The organism is Sorangium sp. So ce145 (genome assembly GCF_051525985.1).
GTDB lineage: Bacteria > Myxococcota_A > Polyangia > Polyangiales > Polyangiaceae > Sorangium > Sorangium cellulosum_B.
In genome coordinates this window covers 11770405-11794982 of sequence record NZ_CP150315.1, presented here as the reverse complement: position 1 = coordinate 11794982, position 24578 = coordinate 11770405, and the positions used below count along the sequence as shown (strand labels likewise).

Annotated in this window: 13 protein-coding genes and 1 pseudogene; 8 read left to right on the top strand and 6 right to left on the bottom strand. The window is 69.3% G+C overall.

The genetic code is table 11. The annotated features are described in order from the left end of the window. Positions 1 to 588: 588 nt before the first annotated feature. Positions 589 to 1362, top strand: a complete 774-nt coding sequence (locus tag WMF34_RS43800; RefSeq protein WP_437991542.1) for a hypothetical protein — start codon at positions 589 to 591, stop codon at positions 1360 to 1362. 33 nt (positions 1363 to 1395) lie between these two features. Here the strand turns inward: WMF34_RS43800 and WMF34_RS43795 are convergent, their stop codons facing one another. Then, on the bottom strand, positions 1396 to 3321 hold the full coding sequence (locus WMF34_RS43795; RefSeq protein ID WP_012241166.1) for a fructose-bisphosphatase class III: 1926 nt from the start codon (positions 3319 to 3321) through the stop codon (positions 1396 to 1398). A gap of 218 nt (positions 3322 to 3539) precedes the next feature. Between WMF34_RS43795 and WMF34_RS43790 the strand changes: the two genes are divergently transcribed. Then, positions 3540 to 3893, top strand: coding sequence for a response regulator (locus WMF34_RS43790; protein ID WP_012241165.1), 354 nt, complete (start codon positions 3540 to 3542; stop codon positions 3891 to 3893). Between the two features lie 88 nt (positions 3894 to 3981). Continuing rightward, positions 3982 to 4074, top strand: a pseudogene (locus WMF34_RS43785) (VOC family protein); the annotation flags it as partial. A gap of 78 nt (positions 4075 to 4152) precedes the next feature. On the opposite strand, the gene WMF34_RS43780 reads toward WMF34_RS43785, so the two are convergent. Beyond that, a complete protein-coding gene (locus tag WMF34_RS43780; protein ID WP_437991541.1) occupies positions 4153 to 6693 on the bottom strand; it encodes a protein kinase domain-containing protein in 2541 nt (846 codons plus the stop codon). A gap of 280 nt (positions 6694 to 6973) precedes the next feature. On the opposite strand from WMF34_RS43780, the gene ggt reads away from it, so the two are divergent. Together ggt and WMF34_RS43770 are read left to right on the top strand one after the other, a co-directional pair. After that, entirely contained in the window at positions 6974 to 8803 is a 1830-nt protein-coding gene (gene ggt, locus WMF34_RS43775) for a gamma-glutamyltransferase (RefSeq protein ID WP_012241163.1), read from the top strand. Between the two features lie 654 nt (positions 8804 to 9457). Then, positions 9458 to 14422 carry an AAA family ATPase gene (locus WMF34_RS43770; protein WP_437991540.1) on the top strand — a complete coding sequence of 1655 codons (4965 nt, stop codon included), beginning with the start codon at positions 9458 to 9460 and terminating at the stop codon, positions 14420 to 14422. 80 nt (positions 14423 to 14502) lie between these two features. Here the strand turns inward: WMF34_RS43770 and WMF34_RS43765 are convergent, their stop codons facing one another. Together WMF34_RS43765 and WMF34_RS43760 are read right to left on the bottom strand one after the other, a co-directional pair. Further along, on the bottom strand, positions 14503 to 15237 hold the full coding sequence (locus tag WMF34_RS43765; RefSeq protein ID WP_437991539.1) for a terpene synthase family protein: 735 nt from the start codon (positions 15235 to 15237) through the stop codon (positions 14503 to 14505). 317 nt (positions 15238 to 15554) lie between these two features. After that, positions 15555 to 16793, bottom strand: a complete 1239-nt coding sequence (locus tag WMF34_RS43760; protein WP_437991538.1) for a cytochrome P450 — start codon at positions 16791 to 16793, stop codon at positions 15555 to 15557. A gap of 1367 nt (positions 16794 to 18160) precedes the next feature. Between WMF34_RS43760 and WMF34_RS43755 the strand changes: the two genes are divergently transcribed. The 3 genes from WMF34_RS43755 to WMF34_RS43745 all read left to right on the top strand — a co-directional run bounded on the left by WMF34_RS43755 (position 18161) and on the right by WMF34_RS43745 (position 21462). Continuing rightward, positions 18161 to 18829: a TetR/AcrR family transcriptional regulator gene (locus WMF34_RS43755; RefSeq protein ID WP_437991537.1), complete on the top strand. Its 669-nt coding sequence runs from the start codon at positions 18161 to 18163 to the stop codon at positions 18827 to 18829. Between the two features lie 22 nt (positions 18830 to 18851). Continuing rightward, positions 18852 to 19616: an SDR family NAD(P)-dependent oxidoreductase gene (locus WMF34_RS43750; RefSeq protein ID WP_437991536.1), complete on the top strand. Its 765-nt coding sequence runs from the start codon at positions 18852 to 18854 to the stop codon at positions 19614 to 19616. A 319-nt stretch (positions 19617 to 19935) separates the two neighbouring features. Further along, on the top strand, positions 19936 to 21462 hold the full coding sequence (locus WMF34_RS43745; protein WP_012241157.1) for an ATP-binding cassette domain-containing protein: 1527 nt from the start codon (positions 19936 to 19938) through the stop codon (positions 21460 to 21462). Positions 21463 to 21508: 46 nt separating this feature from the next. Here WMF34_RS43745 and WMF34_RS43740 read toward each other — a convergent pair whose 3' ends face one another. After that, complete coding sequence (locus WMF34_RS43740) at positions 21509 to 23731, bottom strand: S46 family peptidase (RefSeq protein ID WP_437991535.1); 2223 nt, start codon at positions 23729 to 23731, stop codon at positions 21509 to 21511. 536 nt (positions 23732 to 24267) lie between these two features. After that, on the bottom strand, positions 24268 to 24528 hold the full coding sequence (locus WMF34_RS43735) for a hypothetical protein (RefSeq protein ID WP_012241155.1): 261 nt from the start codon (positions 24526 to 24528) through the stop codon (positions 24268 to 24270). Between the last annotated feature and the right edge of the window lie 50 nt (positions 24529 to 24578).

Sequence of the window (24578 nt, the reverse complement as noted above, 5' to 3'; positions counted from 1 at the left end):
GCGACAACCCGTGCACGAGCGAGCACGCGACGGGCTCATCGATGGATGCGGGCTCACCGGGGTCGAGCACATCATCTCCGATCCGAGGATCGAGAGACCGCGCGAGGTAGACAAGGAGGAGCGCTGGCGTTCGCGCGAGGACGAGAGACGCTCAGAGGAGTTGACATTACCTGCATGCCGTCGGCGTCGAGGGAGCCTGCGCTCGACGATCCATCATGAAGAGGACGACGAACAGCTATCATGAGCCGTGGCACCTCGGGGATACGAGGCAAACGCGGCACCACGCCGCGCGCGAGCGTCAGCTCGTCGAGGCCGCCCACGCGCGGTCGACCCCCCGCAATGCCGATTCCAGCCGGGCGCGGCGCTATCGGCGCCGTCGAACGGGACCACCGGACAGAGCCATGGGCTCACGCAGCACGAGCCGACGGGCGGGCCGGAGCTTCTACCGTCGCGATTCAGCGGAAGCATATTCCGTCAAGGGAACAATGATAGAATCGTGGCGTCTGTGCGGCAGTATTTACCCGGGAGACTGCACGTGCCTATTCTCCGCGCATGGTCTCTATCCCGCGTACTTCCATTCGTCTCTTCATGACCACCGGTACGCTGCTCCTCGCGCTCGCCGCGTGCGGTGACGACGAGGTCGACTTTGGCGCAGGCGGCGCAGGCGGAGAGGCCGGCGGCGGCACCTCCACCAGCACCAGCGCAGGAACTGGCGGCGGCACCACCAGCGGCAGCGGCGGCGAGGGCGGCACCGGCGGCGCTCCAGGCACCGGCGGCGAGGGCGGCACCGGCGGCGCTCCAGGCACCGGCGGCGAGGGCGGCGCAGGCGGCGAGGGCGGCACCGGCGGCGCTCCAGGCACCGGCGGCGAGGGCGGCGAGGGCGGCGAGGGCGGCGCAGGCGGCGCTCCAGGCACCGGCGGCGAGGGCGGCGCAGGCGGCGAGGGCGGCACCGGCGGCGCTCCAGGCACCGGCGGCGCAGGCGGCGAGGGCGGCACGAGCGGCGCCGGCGGCGCCGGCGGCGAGCCGGTACGGTGGGCCGACGTGGAGCCGATCCTGCTGGCGAAGTGCTCGCCCTGCCACACCCGCACGGATCCCGCGCCGGCCAGCGGCTTCGCCATCACCTACGAGTCCTCGCAGCTTGCCTCGAGCTCGACCCAGTGCGCCGTGGACGCGGGTGAGCTTCCGAGGACGCAGGGGGCGTGCACCATCATCCGCATCCACGACCTCGACTCAGCCACCCGCATGCCGCGCACCCGTGGATGCACCGGCGACCCGGTGGAGGACGCCGACAACGCGCGCTGCCTGACCGCGGAGGAGCAGAAGACCCTCGAGGACTGGATCCTGGACGGCCAGCTCGACTGATCCGAGGAGGCGCGGCCCCCGCCGCGCCTCACGTCACCTCGGCTGCTCGAGGAGCGCTCCGTCTCGATACGCCTCGATGAGCCGCTCCAGGAGCTCGATCTCCCGCTCGATCTCCTCCCCCTTCTCGGTGTCTCCCACCCGGCGCTCGGCCTCGTAGACCTCCACGTCGGAGATCACGGGGATGATGTCCTCCCCCGCCTCGACGGCCTGCTCGACCGACGTGAAATGGTGGTGCTGCGCGAGCCGCGCCCCGCTCGCCTCGAGCACGAGCGTGTACCCCTTGTCGCCGTACGCCTCCGAGAACGCCCCGTCGATCGTCACCGCGCGGCGCGACGCCTTGATCGGCGACTCCCCCCGCTCGACCCGGACCGGCACGTGCCCGTTCACGATGAGCCCGCGCTCCTCGTCCACACCGAACTCGCGGCACACCCGGCCGCAGAACGCGGCGTCGTGGATCAGGTGGAAATAAGGGTTCTTCGTCTCCCTGTGCGTCCTCTCGTCGGCGACGAAATACGACTCGAACGTCGTCATCCGGTCCTTGCCGAACATGGGCGAGAGCGGCCCGGTCCAGAGGTACCAGAGCATGTCGACGTCCTCCTGCGCGCCCGCCCGGAAGGCCCGGCGCACCGTCCGCTCCAGCGCGTCGAACAGCGCCCTGCCGCGGCGAACCTCGCCGTCCACCACGAAAGGAAGGAGCTCGCCCTCGCCGTCCACCGGGACACAGCCGTGGAAGATGAGCGCCCGGTCGCGCCTGAGCCACGTCGTCCCCTGCTGCACCATCCAGCGCATCTGGCGGGACAGCGCCGGGCTCCTCAGGAAAGACTCCTTCAGAAGGGCGACGCACGCCGCCTCGTCCGGCGTCAGCGCGTACGGATCGCCGGGGTCGAGCGTCGGGAAGCGCGCGTCGAGCAGCGGGAACACCTCGCCGTCGATCGCGACCGTGCCCGCGCGCGCGTCGATGCGATGGAGCAGGCAGCGGTGCTCGAGCGCGTACTCCGGGCGGCGCCGGCAGAGCTGCCCCTCCAGCTTGAACTGGAGGACGGCCGCGGCCTTCTGCATCCGCGCCATCAGCAGGGCGTCGCGCAGCCCCTCGCCCCGGACCGCGAAGCGCTCCGCCGGATCGTCGGCGTAGGCCGTGCGCGCGAGCCGATCGAGCGGCGCCACGGAGATGCCAAAGCCCTCTTCCAGCTGCGACAGGCGCCCGTACCGCAGCGAGAGCCGGACGACCGTGGCGATGAGCGCCTCCTGGCCGAGGCTCGCGCCCATCCAGCTCACGTCGTGGTTGCCCCACACGACCCGCACGCGCGGCTGGCGCATCAGGTACTCGATCACCTTGTCGAGCCGGGGACCGCGATCGCCGAGATCGCCGGCCACCACGAGCTCGAAGACCGTCAGGTTCCGGATGGCGCGCGCCGTGGCGCGCAAGATCTCGATCTCGCGGCCGTGCTGCACGAACGGATCGAGGAGCGCGTCGAGGTAGCCGCCCTCGCCGAGGGTGGCGCGCGCCGACACGAGCTCGCGGAGCAGGCCCCGCATGTCCTCCGGGAACGCCGCCTCCACCTGGCGGAGCGTGTAGCGCAGCGACAGCGCGCGGATGACCTCGACCTCGCGCGCGAGCGTCCAGATCAGGAAGGCCCACCGCGCCCCCTCGCTGTGGGACGCGACGCGGGCGTACCTCTCGCGAGGGTAGTAGACGGCCGAGAGCAGCGCGCGTTCCTCGGCCGCCGTGAGCCGGTCGCCGAAGACCCGCTCGACCAGCGGCCGCAGGCTCCCCGAGGCGTTGTTGATGATGTGCTTCAGCTTCCTGTGCTCGCCGTGGACGTCGCTGACCACGTGCACCGTCCCCTTCGGGAGCGACAGGATCGCCCGCAGATGGCCGATCTCCGAGAGCGCGGCCTCGGTCGTCGGGTATCGGCCCGCGAGGGCCCGGAGGAGCGGCAACTCCCGCGTGTCGAGCATGGCGCCACAGCATAGAGCAAGGCCGCGCTGAAGCAGCCGGGCAAGCGCGCAAGGCGAGCGCACGTGCCTGGCTCTGCCGCGTTTCTCCTTGCGGCCGCGCGGCGTCCTACTAGCAAATGCCATGGGAGCCCATGCAATGTTGTGGCAGCGAGGCCGCATCTCCGCGCCGAGCGGCCTCGACGTCGGCCCACATTCACCAGCGAACGCCCTCTTCCTACATGAACAAGTCTGTCCTGATCATCGATGACGACGTGGATCTGGCGACGACCCTGGCCGAGACGCTGCGCGACCTCGGTTATGAGGCGACGCCTTTCTTCAGCGGGCGAGAGGCGCTCGAGCGGCTCCTCGACGGCGAGCGGCCCGGAGTGATCCTGCTCGACCTGATGATGCCGAAGATGAACGGCTGGAAGGTGTGCGACGAGCTCTGCGCGATCCCCGCGCTGGAGGAGATCCCCGTCGTCATCATGACCGCGGCGTCGAACATCAAGCAGCCGATGCCGGCGCACGCGCGCGAGGTGCTCAGCAAGCCCTTCGAGCTCGACGCCCTGCTCAGGACGATCGACGCCGCCTGAGCCGCGCGCGCCTCCCCGAGCGTCGTGGAGGCGCGGCGCGCGTCACCGCAAGATTCTCCAAGAGCGCCAGGGCATCCCTCACTCCAAGCCCGGCGTGCGCGCGGATTACGGCCCGACGTATTACGCCGCTTTCCTGCACGACCCCGACGGCAACAACCTGGAGGCGGTCTGTAGGAGATAGGGGCGCGCGGCCATCGCGCCATCGCCGCGGAGGGCTCCGGCCGCCGCGCCGAGGCGGCCTGGGCGCCGAGCCCCGGGGCTACCGCTTCTTCTTCGCTTTCGGCGGTGCGCTCGGCTTGATATCGATGCTCGTGGCCCCCTGGCACGGCACCTGCGCTGTCACACCCGCGCTGAGCCACTCGGGGAACTTCGTCTTCCCGGCCCGGCCGACGCGCACGAAGAAGCGGCCGCAGCGCACGGCCAGCGCCTGGTTCACGTCCCCCGCGTACTTGCCGGTCATGTAGACGCCCCCCGGCTGCGGAAACCCCACCGTGATCAGGCCCTGATCCTTGGGCAGCGACGCAGGATTGCCCCCCTGCCGCGCCTGGCTCGCGGCCTCCTTCGCCGCCGCCGCGGCCTCCTTCGCCGCCGCCGCCTCTTTCGCCGCGGCTTCCTTCGCCGCCGCGGCCTCCTTCGCGGCAGCCTCCTTCGCCGCCGCCGCCTCCTTCGCGGCAGCCTCCTTCGCCGCCGCGGCCTCCTTCGCGGCAGCCTCCTTCGCCGCCGCCGCCTCCTTCGCGGCAGCCTCCTTCGCCGCCGCCGCCTCCTTTGCCGCGGCTTCCTTCGCCGCCGCCGCCTCCTTTGCTGAAAGCGTCTTCGCCGCCTGCGCCTTCCCGGCAGGAGCCTTCTTCACGGGGGGCGGCTCGCTCGCCGCGGACGCCGCGGCGGCGACGGGCTCGACGAGCGCGGGCGCCAGCTCCACCGCGGCAGGGGCAGCCGGCTCGGGCCGATCCCGCCGCGCCACGTAGATCCAGAGCCCCGCCACCACCGTCGCCGTGATCGCCGACACCGCGATCGTCCCGATAGGCGACAGCGAACGCGGCACTTGCCATGGCAGCCCGGGCAGCCGCGGGCGCCGCGACGACGCGCCCGCCGGGGGCGACGACTCCCCCGGAGAGCCGCCGCGGCCCGCCGCGCTCGGCCTCGGGTACGGCACGCCCCCGGGCGGCGTCAGGCCCGATGAGCCGTCCACTGGCACCGTCACCCCGGGCGGCGTCAGGCCCGTTGCGCTCATCGGCACGGTCACGCCAGAGGGGGTCACCGGCGAGCCGGAAGGCGGCTTGGGCGGCGCCCCCAGGAACGCGGGCGCGAGATCCGCCGGCAGGGCCGGCGGCGGACCGAACCGGATCGCCTCCGGGATCACCGAGGGGGCCGGCACGAAGCGGGCCGCCTCCGCGCCCGTGCCAGGCATCGTCGTGCCGTCCTCCTCGAATATCGGGTCGACCTCGGTCAACGTCGGCGGCCCGCCCTCCGGCGGCCCCTCGTCGGCCGCCGCCGCGTCGCGCTCCGCCGCGCGCTTCGATGCCTCGAACAGGCGGCCGAACGTCTCGCGATCCGGCAGCGCGGGCCTCCGTCCCTCGACGCCCTTCGCGCCGTCGGCCCTCACCTCGGACGAGGCCGGCACCGGGATCGTGATCGGCTCGGGCGCGCCGATCGACGCCTTGCCGTCCTGCCGAGCCGACCCGATCAGCGCCTCGGACGCCCCCGCCGAGGGAGGCGCGGTCTTCGCCTGCGCGCCCGGGGTCCGCAGCCTCGCGGCGCCGCCGTCCCTGGCCGCCTGATCTTTGGCGAAGAGATCCTTCGCGAGCCGCTTCGCCGCGTCCGCCGCGGGCCTCGAGGTCTGACCTCCCTTGCCCTTGACCGGGATCGTCGGCCGCCGGTCCTCCTCGTGATCCGCGTCCTCGATCTCGATCGTCGCGTGCGCCGATTGCACGCGCGTCACGAGCTCGGCCTTCCCCTTCTCCGGGCGAGCGACCTTCGCGAGCGCCTGCTCGATCTCGTGCACGGTGATCTTCCGATCGTCCGGGGCCGGCGCGAGGGCCGTGTCGAGCAGCGCCACGATCGGGCGCGGGATCTCCGGCCGGATCGTGGCGATCGCCTGCGGCCGCGTGCCGTCCGCGGGCGGCCGCCGCCCCGTGAGCAACGACCAGAGCAGGAGCCCCACGCCATAGATATCGGCCTTCACCGTGACCCGCTCGGCGCGCGCCTGCTCGGGCGCCATGTAGCCCGGCGCGCCCTTGACCACGCCCGCGATCGTATCCGGCGTGCGCCCGAGGATCTTGCCGATGCCGAACCCCGTCAGCCGCACCTGCCCGTCCCACCCGATCACGATGTTCTCCGGGTGGAGGTTGCGATGGACGATCGGCGTGGGGCTGCCGTGCTCGTCGACGGACCCGTGCGCGTGCGCGAGCGCCCCGGCGATGCAGTGGACCAGGTAGTAGACCGCCGCGTCGGCGAGCTTCTGCTGCCGCGCCGCGAGGTGCTGGTGCAGCCGATTGAGGTTCACGCCCTCGACGTGCTCGAGCACGAGGACGAGCCGGCCGGCGTGCTCGAAGAAGTCGAACATCCGCACGATCGCCGGGTGGTTCATCGTCGCGCAGATCGACGCCTCGCGGGCGAGCTCGTCGGCGAAGCGCGGATCCCCCTCGGCGGTGTTCGGGACGAGCTTCAGCACGCAGACGCGGCGAAACCCGAGCGGCCCATCCAGTCGCCCGAGATAGACGCTGGTAGGCCCAGAACCGGACAGGCGCCGGAGAATCTTGTAGGCCCCAATCGTCTCGGGAGCGGGCTCCGTCGGAAACATCCGGGGCCGATCATACCCAAGCGGGGCGAAGCCCCCAAGCCAACGACCAAGACCGATCACTTCGCGGCGCCGGGAGGCGCCCCCGGGCGCCTCGGTACGAGCCCATGCTCCACGCGCCCTGTACGGCGCGTCGCTCTCCCGTTCGCCAGAGAGCGGTACAGCTGATCAGCAGATGCCCGAACAGCTGTGACGGATCACCGTGGAGAACCCTCCGGTCGCGCTCGCGCGGCCGCGCCTCTGGCCTTCGAGCGGCGCGGAGCCTGGGCTATAAGCCGCCGCGATGAAGCTCCGTGCCTGGCATCGATTGCTCGCCGTCGTCCTCCTCGCGGGCTGCGAGGCCGCCGTCCCGCCCCCTCCGCCCGCGCCTCCCCCGCCCCCGTCGCCGAACGCCGCCCCCGCCTCGGCGCCTGCGCCCGCGCCGGCCGCGCCGGCCACGCCGGCGTCGCGGTTCCCCGCCGGGTGGCCTTACCCCGAGGGCGCGCCGCCGGTGCGGGGCCCCTCGATGGTCACGAGCGACGCCGCCCTCGCCACGAAGGTGGGCGCGGAGGTCCTCGCCGCGGGCGGCAACGCCGTCGACGCGGCGGTCGCGACGGCGTTCGCGCTGGCCGTCGTGCACCCGACGGCCGGCAACCTCGGCGGCGGCGGGTTCATGGTCGCGCGCGTCGGCGACAAGGAGCACGCGCTCGACTTCCGCGAGACCGCGCCGGGCAAGGCGACCCACGACATGTACCGGGGCAAGGACGGCAAGGCCACGGAGGGCGCGCGCGTCGGCCACCTCGCGGTCGGCGTGCCCGGCAGCGTGGCGGGGCTCTGGGAAGCGTACGACAAGCTCGGCTCCAAGAAGAAGACCTGGGCCGAGCTCGTCGCGCCCGCGATCCGGCTCGCGAAGGAGGGCTTCTCGGTCGACGAGAACTTCGCGACGACGGTCAAGGCCGCGTCGGGCAAGCTCAAGCGCTTCCCGGCGTCGGTCGCGCTGTTCCTGCCGGGCGGCGCGCCCATCGAGATCGGCGCCACGTGGAAATCGCCCGAGCTCGCGGCGACGCTCGAGCGCATCGCGGAGAAGGGGCCCGCGGGCTTTTACGAGGGCAAGACCGCCGAGCTCTTCGTGGCCGAGATGCGGCGGGGCAAGGGCATCATCACGGCCGCGGACCTCAAGGGTTACAAGGCGAAGTGGCGCGAGCCCATCGTGTTCGAGTACCGCGGGCGCCGCGTCGCTTCGATGCCGCTCCCGTCGTCGGGCGGCCTCGCCCTCGCGATGATCGCGCACCAGCTGGAGGGGCTCGACGTCGCCAAGCTCGGCTGGCACTCGCCGTCGCACGTGCACGTGGTCGCCGAGGCGATGCGGCGGGTGTTCCTCGCGCGCAACGAGGTCCTCGGGGATCCCGATTTCGTGAAGAACCCGGTGGAGGAGCTGCTCTCGGTCGCGTGGGCCGAGAAGCAGCGCGCCACGATTGCGGCCGACCGCGCGACGCCGACCGACGAGCTCGCCCGCGGCGCGGCGGTCAAGGACTCGGGCGGGCGCGGCCCGCACACGACGCATTTCTCGGTGGTCGACGCGCAGGGCAACGCCGTCGCGCTGACCACGACGCTGAACGGCTGGTACGGCTCGGGGGTGACGGTGACCGGCGCCGGATTCGTGCTGAACAACGAGATGGATGACTTCGCCACCGTGCCCGGCACCCCGAACCAGTTCGGTCTGGTGCAGGGGGAGGCCAACTCCATCGCGCCCGGCAAGCGCATGCTCTCGTCGATGTCGCCGACGATCGTGACCGGGAAGGACGGGCGCGTGGAGCTCGTGCTCGGCGCCGCGGGCGGCCCGACGATCCTCACTGCGGTGTTCCAGATCCTCTCGAACGTCGTCGACTTCGGCTTCGACGTGACCACGGGCGTGAACGCGCCGCGCTTCCACCACCAGGACTACCCCGACAAGCTGTTCGTCGAGCAGGGCGGCTTCCCCGACGAGCTGAGGAGCGCGCTCGGCGCAATGGGCCACACCCTCGACGACCGCGGGCACATCGCCGACGCCCCGTCGATCGGCCGCGAGGGCGCCGCGTTCGCCGGCGCGCGGGAGCCTCGGCGACCCGGCTCCGAGGCGGCCGCCGGGAAGTAGCGCCGGCGGGGCGCCGCTCCCCACATCGGCTCACGCGACACCAGCCCATCCCACAACAGGGCGGACTCCATGGCCGGACCGGCAGACCGACGCCGCGGCGCGCTCGGGAGCGCCGCCGGGTGGCGGCCTCGACAGCGCGCCACGCCCGCGTCGACCGACCCACCCGACCCCGTTGTCGCCCGCCGGGCGACGCATGTTGTCGGGTCGACATGGCAACGGTCACTCGGTCAGGCGTCTCCTTACTTCTCTGTCAGGGGCCGATCGTTGCTCATTTCAATCTTGCTTATCGATGAGGAAAAGCGCCGCGCCTCAGGGAGGCGCCTGACGCGCGGCGTCTCGGCGGCGGAGCCAGCCGGGAGCGCTCGATCCGCGCGCGGCGTCTCGGCGGCGGAGCCAGCCGGGAGCGCTCGATCCGCGCGCGGCGCCGCGGCGGTTCGACCTTGACACAACCCGTCCGTTTCGATTGCGTAGGGCGATGCGCCCCGCCGAGCACGTTCGCTCCCTCGACGGATCGCGCGGTCGCCTGTCGCCGTCCTTGAGCTCAGCGCCCCGAGGAGCTGCCGTGAAGCGGGGGACTGCAGCTTGACGCGGACCGAGATACCGACTGAACGCCGCGCTGGGTAAATAGCCCTGTCACTCCAGGGGGTCGCCGTCATGGTGGAGCTGTTGAATCACGAGTTGCTCGAGACGCTGCACGATGGTGCCCGCAGCAGCGTCTATCTCGGCCGGAAGAAGAGCACGGGCAAGATGTGCGTCATCAAGGTCGCGCGGAAGGGCGTCAATGGCACCCGCAACGTGGCGATCCTGAAGCGCCAGTACGAGATCACGAAGCACCTCGACCTCGATGGGGTCGTGCGGGTCCACGAGCTCGAGGTCCGGCTCGATTACGCCGCGCTCGTCATGGAGTACTTCGCCGGTCGCTCGCTGCGGGCGATCCTCGACGGCAATGGGGAGGGCGTCGGGCTCGCGCAGGCGGTGAGGATAGCGCTCCAGCTCGCGGACACGCTCGGGGCGATCCATGAGCGGAACATCGTCCACAAGGACATCAAGCCGAGCAACATCATCGTCGACAGCGACGTGCGCACGTCGAAGCTCACGGATTTCTCCATCGCCTCGCTCCTGCCTGGGGAGCGCGCGGCGGTGGTCGACCCGTGGTCGGTCGGCGAGGGCACGCTGCAGTACATCTCGCCCGAGCAGACGGGCCGGATGAACCGGTCGATCGACTTCCGCTCGGATTATTACTCCCTCGGGGTCACGCTCTACGAGCTCACGACGCGGCGCCTCCCGTTCGAGACGACGGATCCGCTCGAGCTCGTGCACCATCACATCGCGAAGACGCCTGTCGCGCCGCACCTCATCCGGCCGGCGATCCCGGAGGCGCTCTCCCGGGTGATCATGAAGCTGCTCTCGAAGACAGCGGAGGATCGGTATCAGAGCACCTTCGGCCTGAAGGCCGATCTGAAGGCCTGCCTCGACATGCTGGAGCACGGAGCGCCGGCGGCGGACTTCGTGCCGGGGAGGCGGGACAAGCCCACGCGGCTCCAGATCTCGCAGAAGCTGTATGGCCGGCAGGGCGAGGTCGGCGCGTTGATGGCGGCCTTCAGGGACATCAGCGGGTCGGGTCCGGAGGCGGCGGAGGGCGGCCGTTCGGAGCTCGTGCTCGTGGCCGGCTACTCCGGCGTGGGCAAGTCGGCGGTCGTCAACGAGATCCACAAGCCGATCGCGAAGGAGGCGGGCTACTTCGCCGCTGGCAAGTTCGACCAGTTCACGCGCAACGTTCCGTATGCGGCCATCCTCGCGGCGCTGCGGGAGATCGTCCGGCAGATCCTCACGGAGAGCAGGAATGAGCTCGCCGACTGGAGGGCCAGGATCCTCGCGGCGGTCTCTCCGAACGGGCGGGTCATCGCCGAGGTGATCCCGGAGATCGAGCTCGTCATCGGCGAGCAGCCGCCCGCCCCGGCGCTGGGCTCGATGGAGACGCGGAACCGCTTCAACCTGACGTTCCGGAACTTCATCGGCGCGATCGCGCTGAAGACGCGGGCGCTCGTGCTGTTCCTCGATGATCTCCAGTGGGCCGACACGGGGTCCTTGAACCTCCTCAGCGTGCTCCTGGAGGACCCGGACATCCGCCACCTCTTGCTGATCGGGTCGTACCGCGACAACGAGGTCGACGACGCGCACCCGCTGACGATGATGCTGGGCGCGCTCCGGAAGAGCGACGCCCGCGTGCGCACGATCACGCTGGAGCCGCTCGGGCCCGATCACGTCAACCAGCTCGTGTCGGACACGCTCGACGCGCCTCGGGAGGAGTGTCGCGAGCTCTCGGGTGTCATCTTCGCCAAGACGCACGGGAACCCGTTCTTCACCATCCAGTACCTCGAGAGCGTTTGCCGCGAAGGCCACCTGCGCTTCAGCTCGGAGACGGGCGCCTGGCGATGGAACATCGCCGACATCCAGCGAATGACGGTCGCGGACAACGTCGTCGACCTGATGGTCCGCCGGATACAGGGCCTGGGCGAGGCGACGCAGCGGGTCTTGAAGCTCGCCGCGTGCATCGGCAACCAGTTCGATTTGAGGATGCTCGCCCTCATCCACCAGAAGAACCGGCGCGCGACCGACGAGGACCTCTGGGGCGCGCTCGACGCGGGGCTCGTCGTGCCCGTCGACGGTGAGTACGGCATCGCGCGCTTCCTCGACGACGCGGACGAGGACGCGGTCACGTTCAAGTTCCTCCACGACCGCGTGCAGCAGGCGGCCTACAAGCTGCTCACGGAGGGCGAGCAGGAGCGGATCCACCTGGAGCTGGGGCGGCTCATGCTCGGAGAGAGCCCTCCCGCGTCCGTCGAGGACCGGATCTACGACATCGTGATGCACCTCAACATGGGGGCAAAGATGATCGTGGACAGGAAGGAGCGCGAGGAGGCCGCGACGCTCAACCTGAGAGCCGGACAGAAGGCGAGGCGCTCCACGGCGTACGGCCCCGGGGTGCAGTGCCTCCGCGCGGCCGCGGCGTTCTTGCCCGAGGACTCGTGGGAGACGAACCACGAGCTGTCGCTCGCCATCTACACGGATCTCGTCGAGCTGGAGTACCTGACGATCAACTTCGACCGCGCAGAGGCGTGCGCGAAGATCGTCGTGGACCATGCGAGGGACGTACTGGAGAAGATCCGGGTCTACGAGACCCGTATTCAATTCCACATGTCGCAGCATCGACTGGCGGATGCTCTCGACATCGCCCTGGCTGTGCTCGCCATGTTGGAGGTGCCGCTCTGCGAGGCGCCGCCGGCTGACATCGACATACCTCGGCTGGCGGAACTGCCGGTGCTCGCCGATCGGAGGATGCTCGCCGCGAACCGGATCCTCGTCTCTGCCTTTCCAGCGGCTGTCCTGACAAAGCCCCACGTCGTTCCATTGATCGCATTCACCATGATGGAAATATGCGCACAGCACGGAATTTCACCTTCCGCGGCATACGCCTTTGCGATCTACGGCCATATTCAGTGCAGCGTGATGAACAATATAGATCATGGGTTCGCGCTCGGCCAGCTCGCGATTGAGCTCACGCATCGCTTCGGGGCGATCGAGCTCGAACCCAAGATCTACACCCTCCATTACATCGCGATTCATCACTGGAAGCGGCACCTGAAGGAGACCATCGAACCGGCGCGCCACGCGGTCCAGGTCGGGCTGGAGACAGGAGACATCGAATACGCTGGATACAGCTCCTGCCAGCACCCCACATACTCCTTATTTGCTGGGGAGGATCTGGGAACGACCGAGCAGCGAATGACACATGCTATCGAGCTAGCGATGAAGCTCAAGCAGCAGTATCCGCTGTATTATGTAAAAATCTGGAAACAGCTCGTGCGCAGCCTTCGAGATCCGTCTGCAGAGAAGCTGCGGCTGGTCGGCGAGAGCTTCGATGAAACGTCGATGATCCCTTGTCTCGAGCACAACAGGACATCGCTGTTTTGCCTGCACCTCGCGAAGGGCATGATGCTCTACTATTTCGCCGAGCCAAAGCTCGCCTACGAGTGCCTTCGCGCCGGAGAGGAGTACCAGGATGCGGTGGGGTTTGCCACCGTCGTGGAACAGAACCTCTACAGCTCGCTCTCGGTTCTCGCTGCGTTCGATCGCCTCACGAAGGAGGAGCAAGACGCGGCGCTCGCCAAGGTGGACGCGAATCAGCAGAAGCTCGGGATGTGGGCACGCCACGCTCCGGAGAACAGCCAGCACAAGCACGACCTGGTGAGCGCGGAGCTGGCCCGCGTGGGCCGCTCGATGATCGAGGCGATGGCCCTCTACGATCGCGCGATCGAGGGAGCTCGACAGCACGGATACATCCAGGAAGAGGCGCTAGGGTGCGAGCTTGCGTCGTCGTTCTATCGGGGAATGGGTCGGAGCGAGATCGCCCAGCACTACATGACGATGGCCTACCGTGGCTATGCGCTGTGGGGCGCTGATGCGAAGTGCCAGAGCCTCGTCGCCGCGTTCCCTCATCTGAGGCTCGAGGGAAGGCCAGATCAATCGACGTCGGTGACGGTGACCTCCACCCACGATGACGCGGTCCTGGATCTGCTCAGCGTGGTCAAGGCGTCGCAGGCCGTGGCGAGCGAGATCGTCCTGGAGAGGCTCCTGGAAAACCTCATGACGATCGTGCTGGAGAACGTCGGCGCGCAGTCCGGCATGCTGGCTGTGGCGCGTGGCGATGCCCTCTTCGTCGAGGTGGAAGGGACCTTTCAGCCAAAGCAAGTTTACGTCCTCAAGTCCGCGCCAGTCGTCTCGTTCAGCAGAGCACCGCTGTCGATCATCAGCTACGTGCAGCGTACCCAGAAAGCCATCCTGCTGGACAACGCGGCGGAGGAGGCCAGATTCTCTGCCGACCCTTACATCCGAGAGATGCGTCCGAAGTCGGTCATCTGCGCTCCGATCATCCGTCAGAATCGGCTCGTCGGCGTGCTCTATCTCGAGAACAACCTGTCCACCGGCGTATTCACGCAGAATCGCCTCGATCTCCTGAAGCTCCTCTCCACGCAGATCGCGATCTCCATCGAGAACGCAAAGCTCTATGAGAGGCTCGAGCAGGAGGTCGCCGCGCGCACGGAGGAGCTCCGGCTGTCCAACGAGCAGCTCCGCGACGTCAACGACCAGCTGCAGGTGGAGCTGGGCGAGCGGGTCCGGCTGCAGGAAGAGCGCGTCCAGATGCAGGAAGCCATCATTCAGACGCAGCGGGATCGGCTCTTCGAGCTATCGACGCCCTGCATACCGATCACCGATCAGGTCATGGTGATGCCGATCATCGGGACCATCGATGAAAGACGCGCGGCGCAGATGATTGAAACCGCGATGCAAGGGGTCGCGTCCAGCTCCGCGAAGGTCGTGATCGTCGATGTCACGGGGGTCAAGAGCGTGGACACGAGCGTCGCGAGCAGGCTGATGAGCTTGGCCCAGGCGGTGGGACTGCTCGGAAGCAAGGCTATTCTGACGGGGCTCCGCCCTGCGGTGGCGCAGAGCTTGGTCGCGCTCGGCGTGGACCTCGGCTCGATAGAGACCCGCTCCAATCTCAAGGCAGGTATCGCGTACGCGATGCGTCGGACGGCGACGAGATTGCACGCGTAGGGAGCCCCCTTTCTCGCAGCGCGCCCAGTGACACCGGGCGAGACCCTCGCAAGGCACGCGCCCGGTAGGCCGTCTTGCCTTCATCCAGCGCGCACGATCAAACTTTCTAGTCCAGAATAGCGACCGGCCTCGAGCGCCCAGCGCTGATTCCCGGCGATCATGGCCTCGACCGCGTCCAGGTAGAGGCGGATCTCGTCGTCCGCCCAGAGCGCGAGCACCTTCTCCTTCACGCCTTGGTACTCCGCGACCCGGCGGTCGTGCATGTCCTTGAGCCGGTCGATCGCCTCTTCCAGCGTGCTCACGCATTCGTTCCGTAGAACGACGATCAGGTTGTGCGTCTCGCCGTTGGTCAGCTCCTTCCCGAGCGAGAAGTAGTCGTTCGTCCAGCAGAGGATGTCATTACAGATGTCTCGAACCGTCTGAATCAACGGGTGCTGGACGACCTCGAGCGGCAGCGGCCGTTCGAGCATCAGCTCGAGCAGGTCACAGTAGGTATAGACAGCGCCGCTGTAGCGCCGCATCATCAAATATTCTTCAAGATGCGGCACCCTCATCTGCTTTCGGTTATTCGCCTCCCACAGGTTGGCCTCGTAGTAGTACTGAAAGTGCGAGAGCCAGCGATTCAGGAAGAAGTGCGGATGGCTGCGTCGGATGCGCTCACGTACATCGAGCATCCCGCGCGTCAGGGGGTCGCTCATGTCCGCTTCGGTGTACCCGAAGAGCTCACCCAGGTACTTCTCATTGAGCCACTCGACGGATTCCGGGTCCGTGCTGAGCTGCCCCTCGTCGTACGCATCATCCAGGAGGAACAGCACGGCCGTGAAGTCCGATGCCAGCTGGAGCGTCTGCGTGCTCGCAGACGGTAAGAGCCATGCCGCCAGGTGGGAGAAGTTCGTCGCCTTGAGACGTGAAAGCGACCGACCGTCTGGCACCAGACGCAACCGGCGAACCCACGCCAGGGTCCTTTGCTCCGTGACCTCTCTCCCGGGGTGACACGACGCAGCAAACGGATATTCGAATCCACCAGCGTCGCGCTTGCTGACGACAACGCTAGTTCGATCAGATGACATGACGCACTCCGCCACAAGACGATTCCATAGAATAGAGACATCCTCGCGACGAGAGCATGGCCCTACCAGATGCCCTGGACGACCGGCGACTCACGTGCGGCGGTAGTTGAGACGGGGATCACCTCGATGGGCAGCGCCACCGGCGAGCGCGTGTTGAGAGCCGCTTGCCACTCGAGACGGTCGGTACGAAGCACGATGCGGTGGCACCGACGGAGGAGCTCCTCCAGCACGATGCGGGCCTGCACCCGGGCCAGGAAGACCCCGAGGCAGAAGTGGGCACCATGGCCGAATGCCAGGTTGGCCTGATCGCCACGCTCTGGGTTGAAGCGGTCCGGCTCCTGGAACCTCGCCTCATCGCGCAGACCCGAACTGATGAGCAGCGCGACCACGGCGTGGGCGGGCAGACGCGTACCGCCGAGCTCCGTCTCGGTGACGGTCAGTCGCATCGTGGCATGCACAGGCGCCTCGAAACGCATCACCTCCTCGATGAAATGCGGGATGAGCGCGGGCTCCGCACGTAGGCGATCCATCCACATCGGCCGCTGGGCGAGGATCAAGACCATATGGGTCATCAGCGATGTCGACGTTTCGAGCCCTGCCACGAGGAGCAGCGAGAGGAGGGACACGAGGTCCTGGTCCGTGATGCCATCGTCGTCCCTCCGAGACCGGAGCAGCTCACTTACCAGATCGTTCTCCAACTGACGCCGGCGGCTCGCCAGCAGGCCCAGCATGTACTGCTCCATCTCATCGATGGTCCTGCGCACCTCGGCGATCCGCGCATGATCCTCCGGAGGTATGACGCCAACGATGACCAGGTCAGTCGCCCATCGCTTGAAGTGCCCCTCTAGTCCTGGATCAAATCCGATCAACTTGGCGAGGACGCTGACCTGCGCGCGGCTCGCGAACTCGGAGATAAACTCGACGACGCGACGGTGCACCAGGTCGTCCGTGAGCCGCACGGCCATGGTTCGCATGTGGTGCTCCAGCGTGCTCACCATGTTGGCGGTGAACGCACGGCTGCTGATGCTGCGCAGCTGTCCGTGCCGCGGCGGGTCCGCGAGGATCATGGATCCGGACAATGGATTTTGACGCCGCAGGTAAGGAGGCTCGGTGGCCATGCGCAGCCCCGCGGACGAGAACACCTGCGTGTTCTTGAACGCCGCCACGATGTCATCGTACCGGGTGACCACCCACATCCCGTTGGGGTCCACCTGACACACGGGCGACTCGCGGCGCAGCGCCGCGTAGAAGGGGTACGGGTTCTCTCGGACCTCGGGGGCGAACAGATTAAGTCGAGTCATTGCGCTCTTCCTGTGGCGAAGGCAGGACGCAGCCGCAACGCCATGGCGGCACACGTCGATAAGCCTGGAGTGTGGTGTTGCCTCGGATGGCGCGCTGGGCGACGCGACGGCGTCGATTCGGTGCTGCCCAGAGGCAGCTGGCCCCTAGCGCTGAAAGGAGGACGAAACGGAACCCGCAAGCCGCGTTTCCGCGATGCTCCAGCGCGTGGTCACCTGGGCGCTTCTCCCGCGAGCAGGGCGCTGAACAGCCGCCACGCGGCCCGAGCCAACGCTCGGCATCCGCACGACACGGCTGCACTCCTCGGTCGTCGCTACGCCCGCCAGGATGCGAGCATGCGACTCACGAGCGCCTGGACTGCTTCCAGGGCATCTCCCGGTGCATCATGAGACCAGAGCAAGCGAGAGAGCCGCTAGGCTCTCTTCATGGCTGCAGGGGTCCGATGGTTTGTGGGTGCTCCTCCATCTGATGACAGCATCCTATACCATGCGGACGAATGCGCAACTGTATTCTTATTTGCGGACTTCACACGACGACCTCGTCGTGATCGAAACACCGCGGACAACGAATCTTCCAACGCTTCAATGCGATGGCCGAGCCGCCACGACATGCCGCGTGAATAAAAATACATTTCAGAGCCTGCGGCCCCCGCCGCGCCAGCAGGCGCCGAGAACATCGACTGCCCCCGAGCGACACCTCGATGGTCCTCCGATAGAGATGCGTTGCGATCGATGAGCGCAATGATCTCTGGATGATCGACGTCGTCTATCGCGAGCGGCTGTGCAGCAATGCAAGATGCAGTCGACTCGGGTTTCATCCGTGAAGGCATGGCGCGTGACCCGGAGCCGCCGCGCTGCGCTCCGGATGGAGCGAGCCGTGGATGACGAGAACGCTGCAGGCGTGCGTCGGCGCGAACGCCCGAGGCGTCGGCCTGGAATGCTGACGGCGAAGGTTTTCGCCATCGATGTGACGGGCATTGCAGGAATGCACGGCCGCACGAGAGTGCGCCGGCCCGCTATGCAAAATGAACGCCTCGCTCGAGCGGAGCGCGGTCACGCTTCCCAGCGTCGCCGGCCATGATGCGCGTCGCTCGATGTCACGCTCGGCTCGATCTCGTGACCTCGAAAGAGGGGGCCTCTCCCTGGAACCACACCTTCTCCGGACGCGCGCCGACCCACGCCGGAGGCGCGTTTGGGACGAGGCCCGTTCGGGATCGGGGTCACGCTCTGGGCACTGCCGGGTTGCGCTCAGGGATCTCCTTCGTCGTGCTCAGGGCGTGCCCGGTGCTGAACCGCTGAGCAGCGGCGAGGAGGCGCGCACGGCCCCGCCTTGACGATGCGACCGATCGGTCATATGACTGACCGGTCGCATGCCGAAGAGCACGTTCTTTGGGTTGCCCGAGGAGCGGCGGGACCGCCTCGTGCGCGAGGCGATCGCCGAGTTCGGGGATCACCCGTACGCCGAGGCCTCGCTCTCGCAGATCGCGCGCCGCGCGCGCATCCCCAAGGGGAGCTTCTACCAGTACTTCGAGGACAAGCTCGATCTCTACCGGTGGCTCCTGACCGAGGAGGTGCCGCGGCAGAAGCGCGCGTTCCTCGGCGCCGCGTGCCTGGAGGGCGACTTCTGGGCTCGCCTGGAGGTCCACATCGAGCGCGGCATGGCGTTCCTCGTGGAGCACCCGCGCCTCGCCCGCCTGTCGGCCGCGGCCGCCGACCCGAGCGCCACGGTCGAGGTCCGCGGCCTCCACAAGGCCATCTGCGAGGCCGGCGCCGCGGAGCTCCGGGCCCTGCTCGAGGAGGGCGTCGCGAGCGGCGCCGTCCGTTCCACCGACACGAGCCTCGAGGTGGCGACCCGGCTGGTCGCCGCCGTCATCGGCCCCGGGCTCACCGAGGCGGTGCTCCAGGAGCTCGGGGCCGAGCTCCACGACGTGCTGGCCTCCGACGCGCTGCGAAAGCAGCTCGGCCCGAAGCGCCGCCGTCGCCTCGCCCAGCAGGCGGTCCAGTTCATCCAGCGCGGCCTTGGCGCGAGCACTGCGTGATTCCACCAGGAAAGGGAGCTTCATGATCACCTACGACTTCGCCGGACGGGTCGCCCTCATCACCGGGGGCACCTCGGGCATCGGCCTCGCGACCGCGCGCGCGTTCGCGCGAGGAGGGGCGCGCGTCGCCGTGGCCGCGCGCGACGGCGACGCCGGACAGCGGGCCTGCGCCGCGCTCGTGCGAGAGGGCGCGCCGGCGCTGTTCGTCCAGACCGACGTGCGGGACGACGCCTCGATGAAGCGCGCCGTGGAAGAGACGATGAGGCGCTTCGAGCGGCTCGATTTCGCGGCGAACTGCGCGGGCATCGGGGGCGACATGGCCCGCCTCGAGCGCGCCGATCAGGCGGTGTGGGACGACGTCATGGCGACCAACGCCCGCGGGATCTGGCTGGCCATGCGGCACGAGATCCCGGCCATGCTGGCGTCGGGCGGGGGCGCCATCGTCAACATGAGCTCCATCTACGGCGTCGCCGGGAAGCCGGCGCACCACGCCTACGTCGCGTCCAAGCACGCGGTCGTCGGGATGACGCGCTCGGTGGCGCTCGAGGTGGCGCCGCTCGGGATCCGCGTGAACGCCCTCTGCGCCGGCGTCACCCGCACGCCCGCCATGCAACAGGCCGAGGCGTTCGCGCCCGAGCTGGTCCAGGCGCTGGTGGCGCAGCATCCGATGGCGCGGATGGCCACCGAGGACGAGATCGCCGGCGCCGCGCTGTGGCTGTGCTCCGAGGGCGCGGGCTACGTGACCGGCGGCGCGATCCCGGTCGACGGCGGCTTCCTGGCCGCGTGAGCGCGCCGAGAGGCACCCTCGCCGGAGAGCCCGAGCGCGCTGCAAAGCCGCTTCCCTGAGGCCCTGCCGGCGCGGGGCGCGAGGGCATGACGAAGGCGACCACGAGCGCGACCGCGGAGCGGCGGTTGCGTGGGCCTCGGCCGTCTGTTAGAGAGCACGGCTGACGCAAGAGGAGAGTGCTCCGGTGAAGATCAGCTCCTGAATCGGTCTCCGTCGCAGGTCGCGAGCGCGACAGGTGGCATCCCTGCTCCCTGGCCGCGCGAGGCAGCCTGCCCGTCCCGTGACCGGGCCATGTGGCCCTCAGGATTCAGGAGCTCGTATGTCGTTGTTGCGCGCGCAGCGCCTCTCCTTCTCTTATTCCGACGCGTCCACGATCCTCGCGGACGTCGATCTGTGCCTGACCCCCGGGTGGTACGGGATCGTCGGGCCGAACGGCGCCGGCAAGACGACGCTCCTCCGGCTCTTCGCCGGCGAGCTCACGCCCGAGGCGGGGAGCTTGCGGCTCGAGCCGCGGGGCGCGACCGTCGCGGTCTGCCCGCAGGCCGTGGAGCACGCCGACGCGGCCATCCACGCGCTGGCCGACGCCGAGGACGGCGCCGCGCGCAGGTTGCGCGGCGAGCTCTTGCTGGATCCGGCGGAGCTCGGGCGCTGGGCCACGCTGTCGCCCGGCGAGCGCAAGCGGTGGCAGATCGGCGCGGCGCTCGCCGCGGCGCCGGACCTGCTCCTGCTCGACGAGCCGACGAACCACATCGACGCGGACGCGCGGGCGCTGCTCGCCGGCGCGCTCGCGGGGTTCCAGGGGATCGGGGCGTGCGTCTCGCACGATCGCGAGCTCCTCGACGCGCTGACCACCGGCACGATCCGGGTCGAGCGGGCCGCGGCGAGGCTCTATCCCGGCGGGTACAGCGCGGCAAAAGCGCTCTGGGAGGCCGAGGCGCGCGGGCGCGAGGAGGCGCACCAGCGGCTGCGCGCCGAGGAGCGGCAGCTCCGGCGCCGCCTCGGCGACGAGCGGCGGGCGCAGGCCTCGGCCGACGCGGACCGGAGCACGAAGCGGCGGATGAAGGGCCCGCGCGACAGCGACGCCCGGGGCCTGCTCGCGGACTTCCGCGTGTCGTCGGCCGAAGCGCGGCTGTCGCGCAACGTCAGCGTGACCCGGCGCAAGCTCGAGAAGGTGTCGGCCGAGGCGGGAGAGCTCGAGCTCGAGAAGGCGGTGGGCCGCAGCGTGTTCGTCGGTTACGAGCGATCGCCCGCGCCGTGGCTCTTCGTGCTCGACGCGCCCCGGATCCACGCCGGCGGCGAGCGCGAGGGGCGGCCCCTGCTGCGGGACGTGCGGCTCTCGGTCGGCCGCGAGGACCGCATCCGGATCGCGGGCCCGAACGGCGCTGGGAAGACCACGCTGGTGAACGCGCTGCTCGCCGGCGCGCGCGTGCCGGCGGACAAGGTGCTTCATGTGCCGCAGGAGCTCGGCGAGGCAGAGCAGCAGGCGCTGCTCGCGAGGGCGCGGCGCCTGCCTCCGGAGGAGCGCGGGCGGGTGATGTCGCTGGTGGCCGCGCTCGGGGTGGAGCCTGGGCCGCTGCTCGGGTCGGCGCGGCCGTCGCCCGGCGAGGCGCGCAAGCTGATGATCGCGCTGGGCCTCGGGCAACACGCGTGGGCGCTCGTGCTGGACGAGCCGACCAACCACCTCGACCTGCCCTCGATCGAGCGGCTGGAGCGCGCCCTCGCCGACTACCCGGGCGCGCTGCTCCTCGTCACGCACGACAGGGCGTTCGGGCGGAGCTGCACGTCGATCCTCTGGACGGTGGCCGAGGGAGAGGTGCGGGTCTCGTCCGACGACGCCGGCGCGTGACCCGCGCCGGCGTCCTCGCGATCGTGCTCTCGAGGTTACGTCGCGCTCAGTCGATGGCCGGCTTGCCGCCCATCTCCTTCAGCACGGCGTCCGCGCCCGACACCGCGTCCATCACCCACTCCATGTAGCGGTGATCGACGTGGATGGTCCGGGTGATCGACGGCATGAACAGCCAGTCGGACGCCATCGCCTCGTAGTTGCCGTCGAAGGCGAGGCCCACGAGCTCGCCGCGCGCGTTCAGCGTGGCAGAGCCGGAGTTGCCGTTCGTGATGTCGAGATCGCTCAGGAAGCAGACCGGCACCTCGCCGAGGTCCTTGTCGACGTACGGGCCGAACCGCTTCTCGCGCGCGGCCTCGAGCAGGGTCCCCGGGGTGTCGAACGGCGCCTCGCCGGTGCTCTTCTTCACGACCTCGCTGAGGGTGGTGAACGGGCGAACCACCGGCTTGTCGGCCTCCGGACGGTACCCCCGCACGGTGCCGTACGTGACGCGGAGCGTGCCGTTCGCGTCGGGCGCCAGGAGGCCGCCCCGGTGCGCGCGGAGCGCCTCGACGAAGCGCGGCTTCACGAGGGCCATCGCCCCGGCGTAGGCCTTGTCCCGCGCCTCGATGGCCTTGTCGACCGGCGCGAGCTCGAGCGCCAGGCGGATCATCGGATCCCGGCTCGCCTGGAGCTCCTCGAGCGTCGCCGTCTTGAGCAGCTGGACCCGGGTCGCCGCGTCCTCGAGCGCCGTCTTCTCGTAGATCGCGTCGATCGCCGCGGCGATGCCCGCCTCCGTCTGTGCCTGCCCGCCCGCGAGGGCCGCGAGCAGCGCGGGCCTGTCCTTCGGATCGAGCTGCAGCGCGCGCCGCGTGGCCAGCTTGAAGGTGCTCCGATCGATCGCGCGGTCGTACGATTTCTGCAGCGACGCCTGCGCCTGCTCGAGGCGCTCCCAGTTGCGCTGCTGGTACTCGGCCTCGCGCTCGGCGTCGGCCTTCGGCCGCTCCTCCGCCATGCGCACGATGGTGACCGCGGCGTCGAGGAGCCTCGCCGACGAGGCGATCTCCGACACGGCCGCGTCATGGTCGCGCGTCGCCCGCTGCTCGGCGTGCAGCGCGGCGATCCGCTCGATCGCGCCGCCGTAGGCCGTTTTGCGCTCCGGGTCGGCGTCGATCCAGGCCTTGAGGTCGCCCTCCTGCTTGGCCTTCTCCTTGGCCAGGCCGCCCTGGACCAGCCCGTCGAGCAGGCCGCGCGTCTTGAGCAGGTAGTTGGCGTAGCCCTGGATGGTCGGCTCCGCCTTGATCCGTAGGGCCGGGTCGTTCTTGCCGAGCTCCTCCAGGAGGGCGATCGACTGCTCGTAGAACGACACCCGCTTCGGGTACAGCCATGAGACCGCGGACTCGACCTCTGCCGCGGTCCGGAGCCGGTTCGTCGTGCCGGGGTAGCCGGCGACCATCACCAGGTCGCCCTGGCGGAGCGGCGACGACGCGAGCTTCAGGTGGTGCGCCGGCCGGTAAGGCACGTTGTCCTCGGCGTGGGCCGCAGGCCGGTTGTCCTTGCCGACATAGGCCCTGAAGAAGGCGAAATCGCCGGTGTGGCGCGGCCAGCGCCAGTTGTCGATGTCCCCGCCGAAGTTGCCGATCGCCTCCTGCGGGACATAGACGATGCGAACGTCCTTGATCTCCAGCTGCTCGATCAACGAGACCTGGCCACCGCCGAAGTACTCGGCGATGGAGCAGCGGATCTCGGGGCGCCCCTCCTCGCACGCGGTCACGAGCTGCTTCTTGCGCTTCTCGATCTCCTCGTAGCGCTCGAGATCGCCCTGGATCGCCTCGATGCCGCGCCGCACCTCGGCGGTGACGTCGCGGAAGGCGCGGGTCACGAGCACGCGCGCGGTGGGGCCGGCCCATCGCTCCTCGGCGCGGGATTTCGCGAGGTATCCGTTCGTCAGGAGGTCCTGCTCCGGGGTGGAGTTGTACTGGAGCGCCCTGGTCGAACAGTGATGGTTCGTGGCGATGAGCCCATCGGGAGAGACGAACGAGGCCGAGCAGCCGCCCAGGCTCACCACCGCGCCGAGCGGGGACGCCGTGGGATCGGCGAGCGACTCGGGATCGATCTCGAGCCCGAGCGCCTTGAGCTGGTCCTTGTGCTGCCGCATCTGCTCCGGCATCCACATCCCGCCGGGGTTCTCGAAGGGCGCCCCCTGACCGGGCTCGGAGCCCGGCGGCCTGGTATCGCCCGCTTGCGGCCGCTCCGAGCCGCAACCCGGCGCGAACGCGGAGACCGCGAACAACGCCAGGAGCGTATGACTACGTAGAGAGGAGTGAGACATGCGGTGTTGTTACCATCGTCGGTAGACAGTGCAACCACACGCCAACTTTCTAGTGATACGAGATACAGTAGAACGAGCCTCCTGCGGGCCAGGGACGCGCGAAGGCGGCGCGCGAGGCGTGCCATGCGTGGTGATGGACACCGGATCTCATCGATGTTCGTGGAGGCGAGCTTCGCCTGCTTCAGCGGGCTTGTCGGGACTTCATGTTCCGTGCGCCGGGCGGCGGGACTGGCATCCACGGCATTCTGGACAAGGCGCGCGGGGTGGTGAGGGAATTCCCCCACCCTGACGGAAGGATGGAAGAGAGAATGGAACCGCCAAGGCGCCATAAGACGCCAAGAAAAATACAAAAAAAATCTGGCGTCCTTTGGCGTCTTTTGGCGCCTTGGCGGCTCCAAAGCCTTCCACCTTCGGCCGAAGTCCCCCGCCACAGCACGCAGGAGGGACGCCGCGCCAGAGCGGCGCGGGTGTCGGTCGAGCAGCGGGGGCGATGTGGCTCAGTCGACCTGGTGAGCCCGGAACCCGGCGACGGCCCCGTGGGTCTCCAGGCAGCGGTGGATCCAGGCGGCGTCACGCGCGCGCACGGCGATGAGCCGGACGTTGCCGGAGCCGTCGAGCGCCTGGAGGCCCTGGAAGCCGACCAGCGCTGCTTCCTGGAGCGTCATCACCTGCGCGCCTGTCTCGCTCAGGACCTCGTCGCTGAGCAGGCCGGCGCCGTCGGATCCCTCGGCGAGGTGCACCTCGAACACGGTCATCATGAGGCCATGGTCGCCGGGCGGCGCCGCGCCGACAAGGTCGTCGTGCGAGA

Excerpts from the sequence above, each read along its gene's own strand:
- WMF34_RS43800 (WP_437991542.1), top strand. The coding sequence starts at position 589 with ATGACCACCGGTACGCTGCTCCTCGCGCTCGCCGCGTGCGGTGACGAC.
- WMF34_RS43780 (WP_437991541.1), bottom strand. The coding sequence starts at position 6,693 with ATGTTTCCGACGGAGCCCGCTCCCGAGACGATTGGGGCCTACAAGATT.
- WMF34_RS43745 (WP_012241157.1), top strand. The coding sequence starts at position 19,936 with ATGTCGTTGTTGCGCGCGCAGCGCCTCTCCTTCTCTTATTCCGACGCG.
- WMF34_RS43760 (WP_437991538.1), bottom strand. The coding sequence starts at position 16,793 with ATGACTCGACTTAATCTGTTCGCCCCCGAGGTCCGAGAGAACCCGTAC.
- WMF34_RS43795 (WP_012241166.1), bottom strand. The coding sequence starts at position 3,321 with ATGCTCGACACGCGGGAGTTGCCGCTCCTCCGGGCCCTCGCGGGCCGA.
- WMF34_RS43735 (WP_012241155.1), bottom strand. The coding sequence starts at position 24,528 with ATGATGACCGTGTTCGAGGTGCACCTCGCCGAGGGATCCGACGGCGCC.
- WMF34_RS43750 (WP_437991536.1), top strand. The coding sequence starts at position 18,852 with ATGATCACCTACGACTTCGCCGGACGGGTCGCCCTCATCACCGGGGGC.
- WMF34_RS43755 (WP_437991537.1), top strand. The coding sequence starts at position 18,161 with ATGCCGAAGAGCACGTTCTTTGGGTTGCCCGAGGAGCGGCGGGACCGC.
- ggt (WP_012241163.1), top strand. The coding sequence starts at position 6,974 with ATGAAGCTCCGTGCCTGGCATCGATTGCTCGCCGTCGTCCTCCTCGCG.
- WMF34_RS43770 (WP_437991540.1), top strand. The coding sequence starts at position 9,458 with ATGGTGGAGCTGTTGAATCACGAGTTGCTCGAGACGCTGCACGATGGT.
- WMF34_RS43790 (WP_012241165.1), top strand. The coding sequence starts at position 3,540 with ATGAACAAGTCTGTCCTGATCATCGATGACGACGTGGATCTGGCGACG.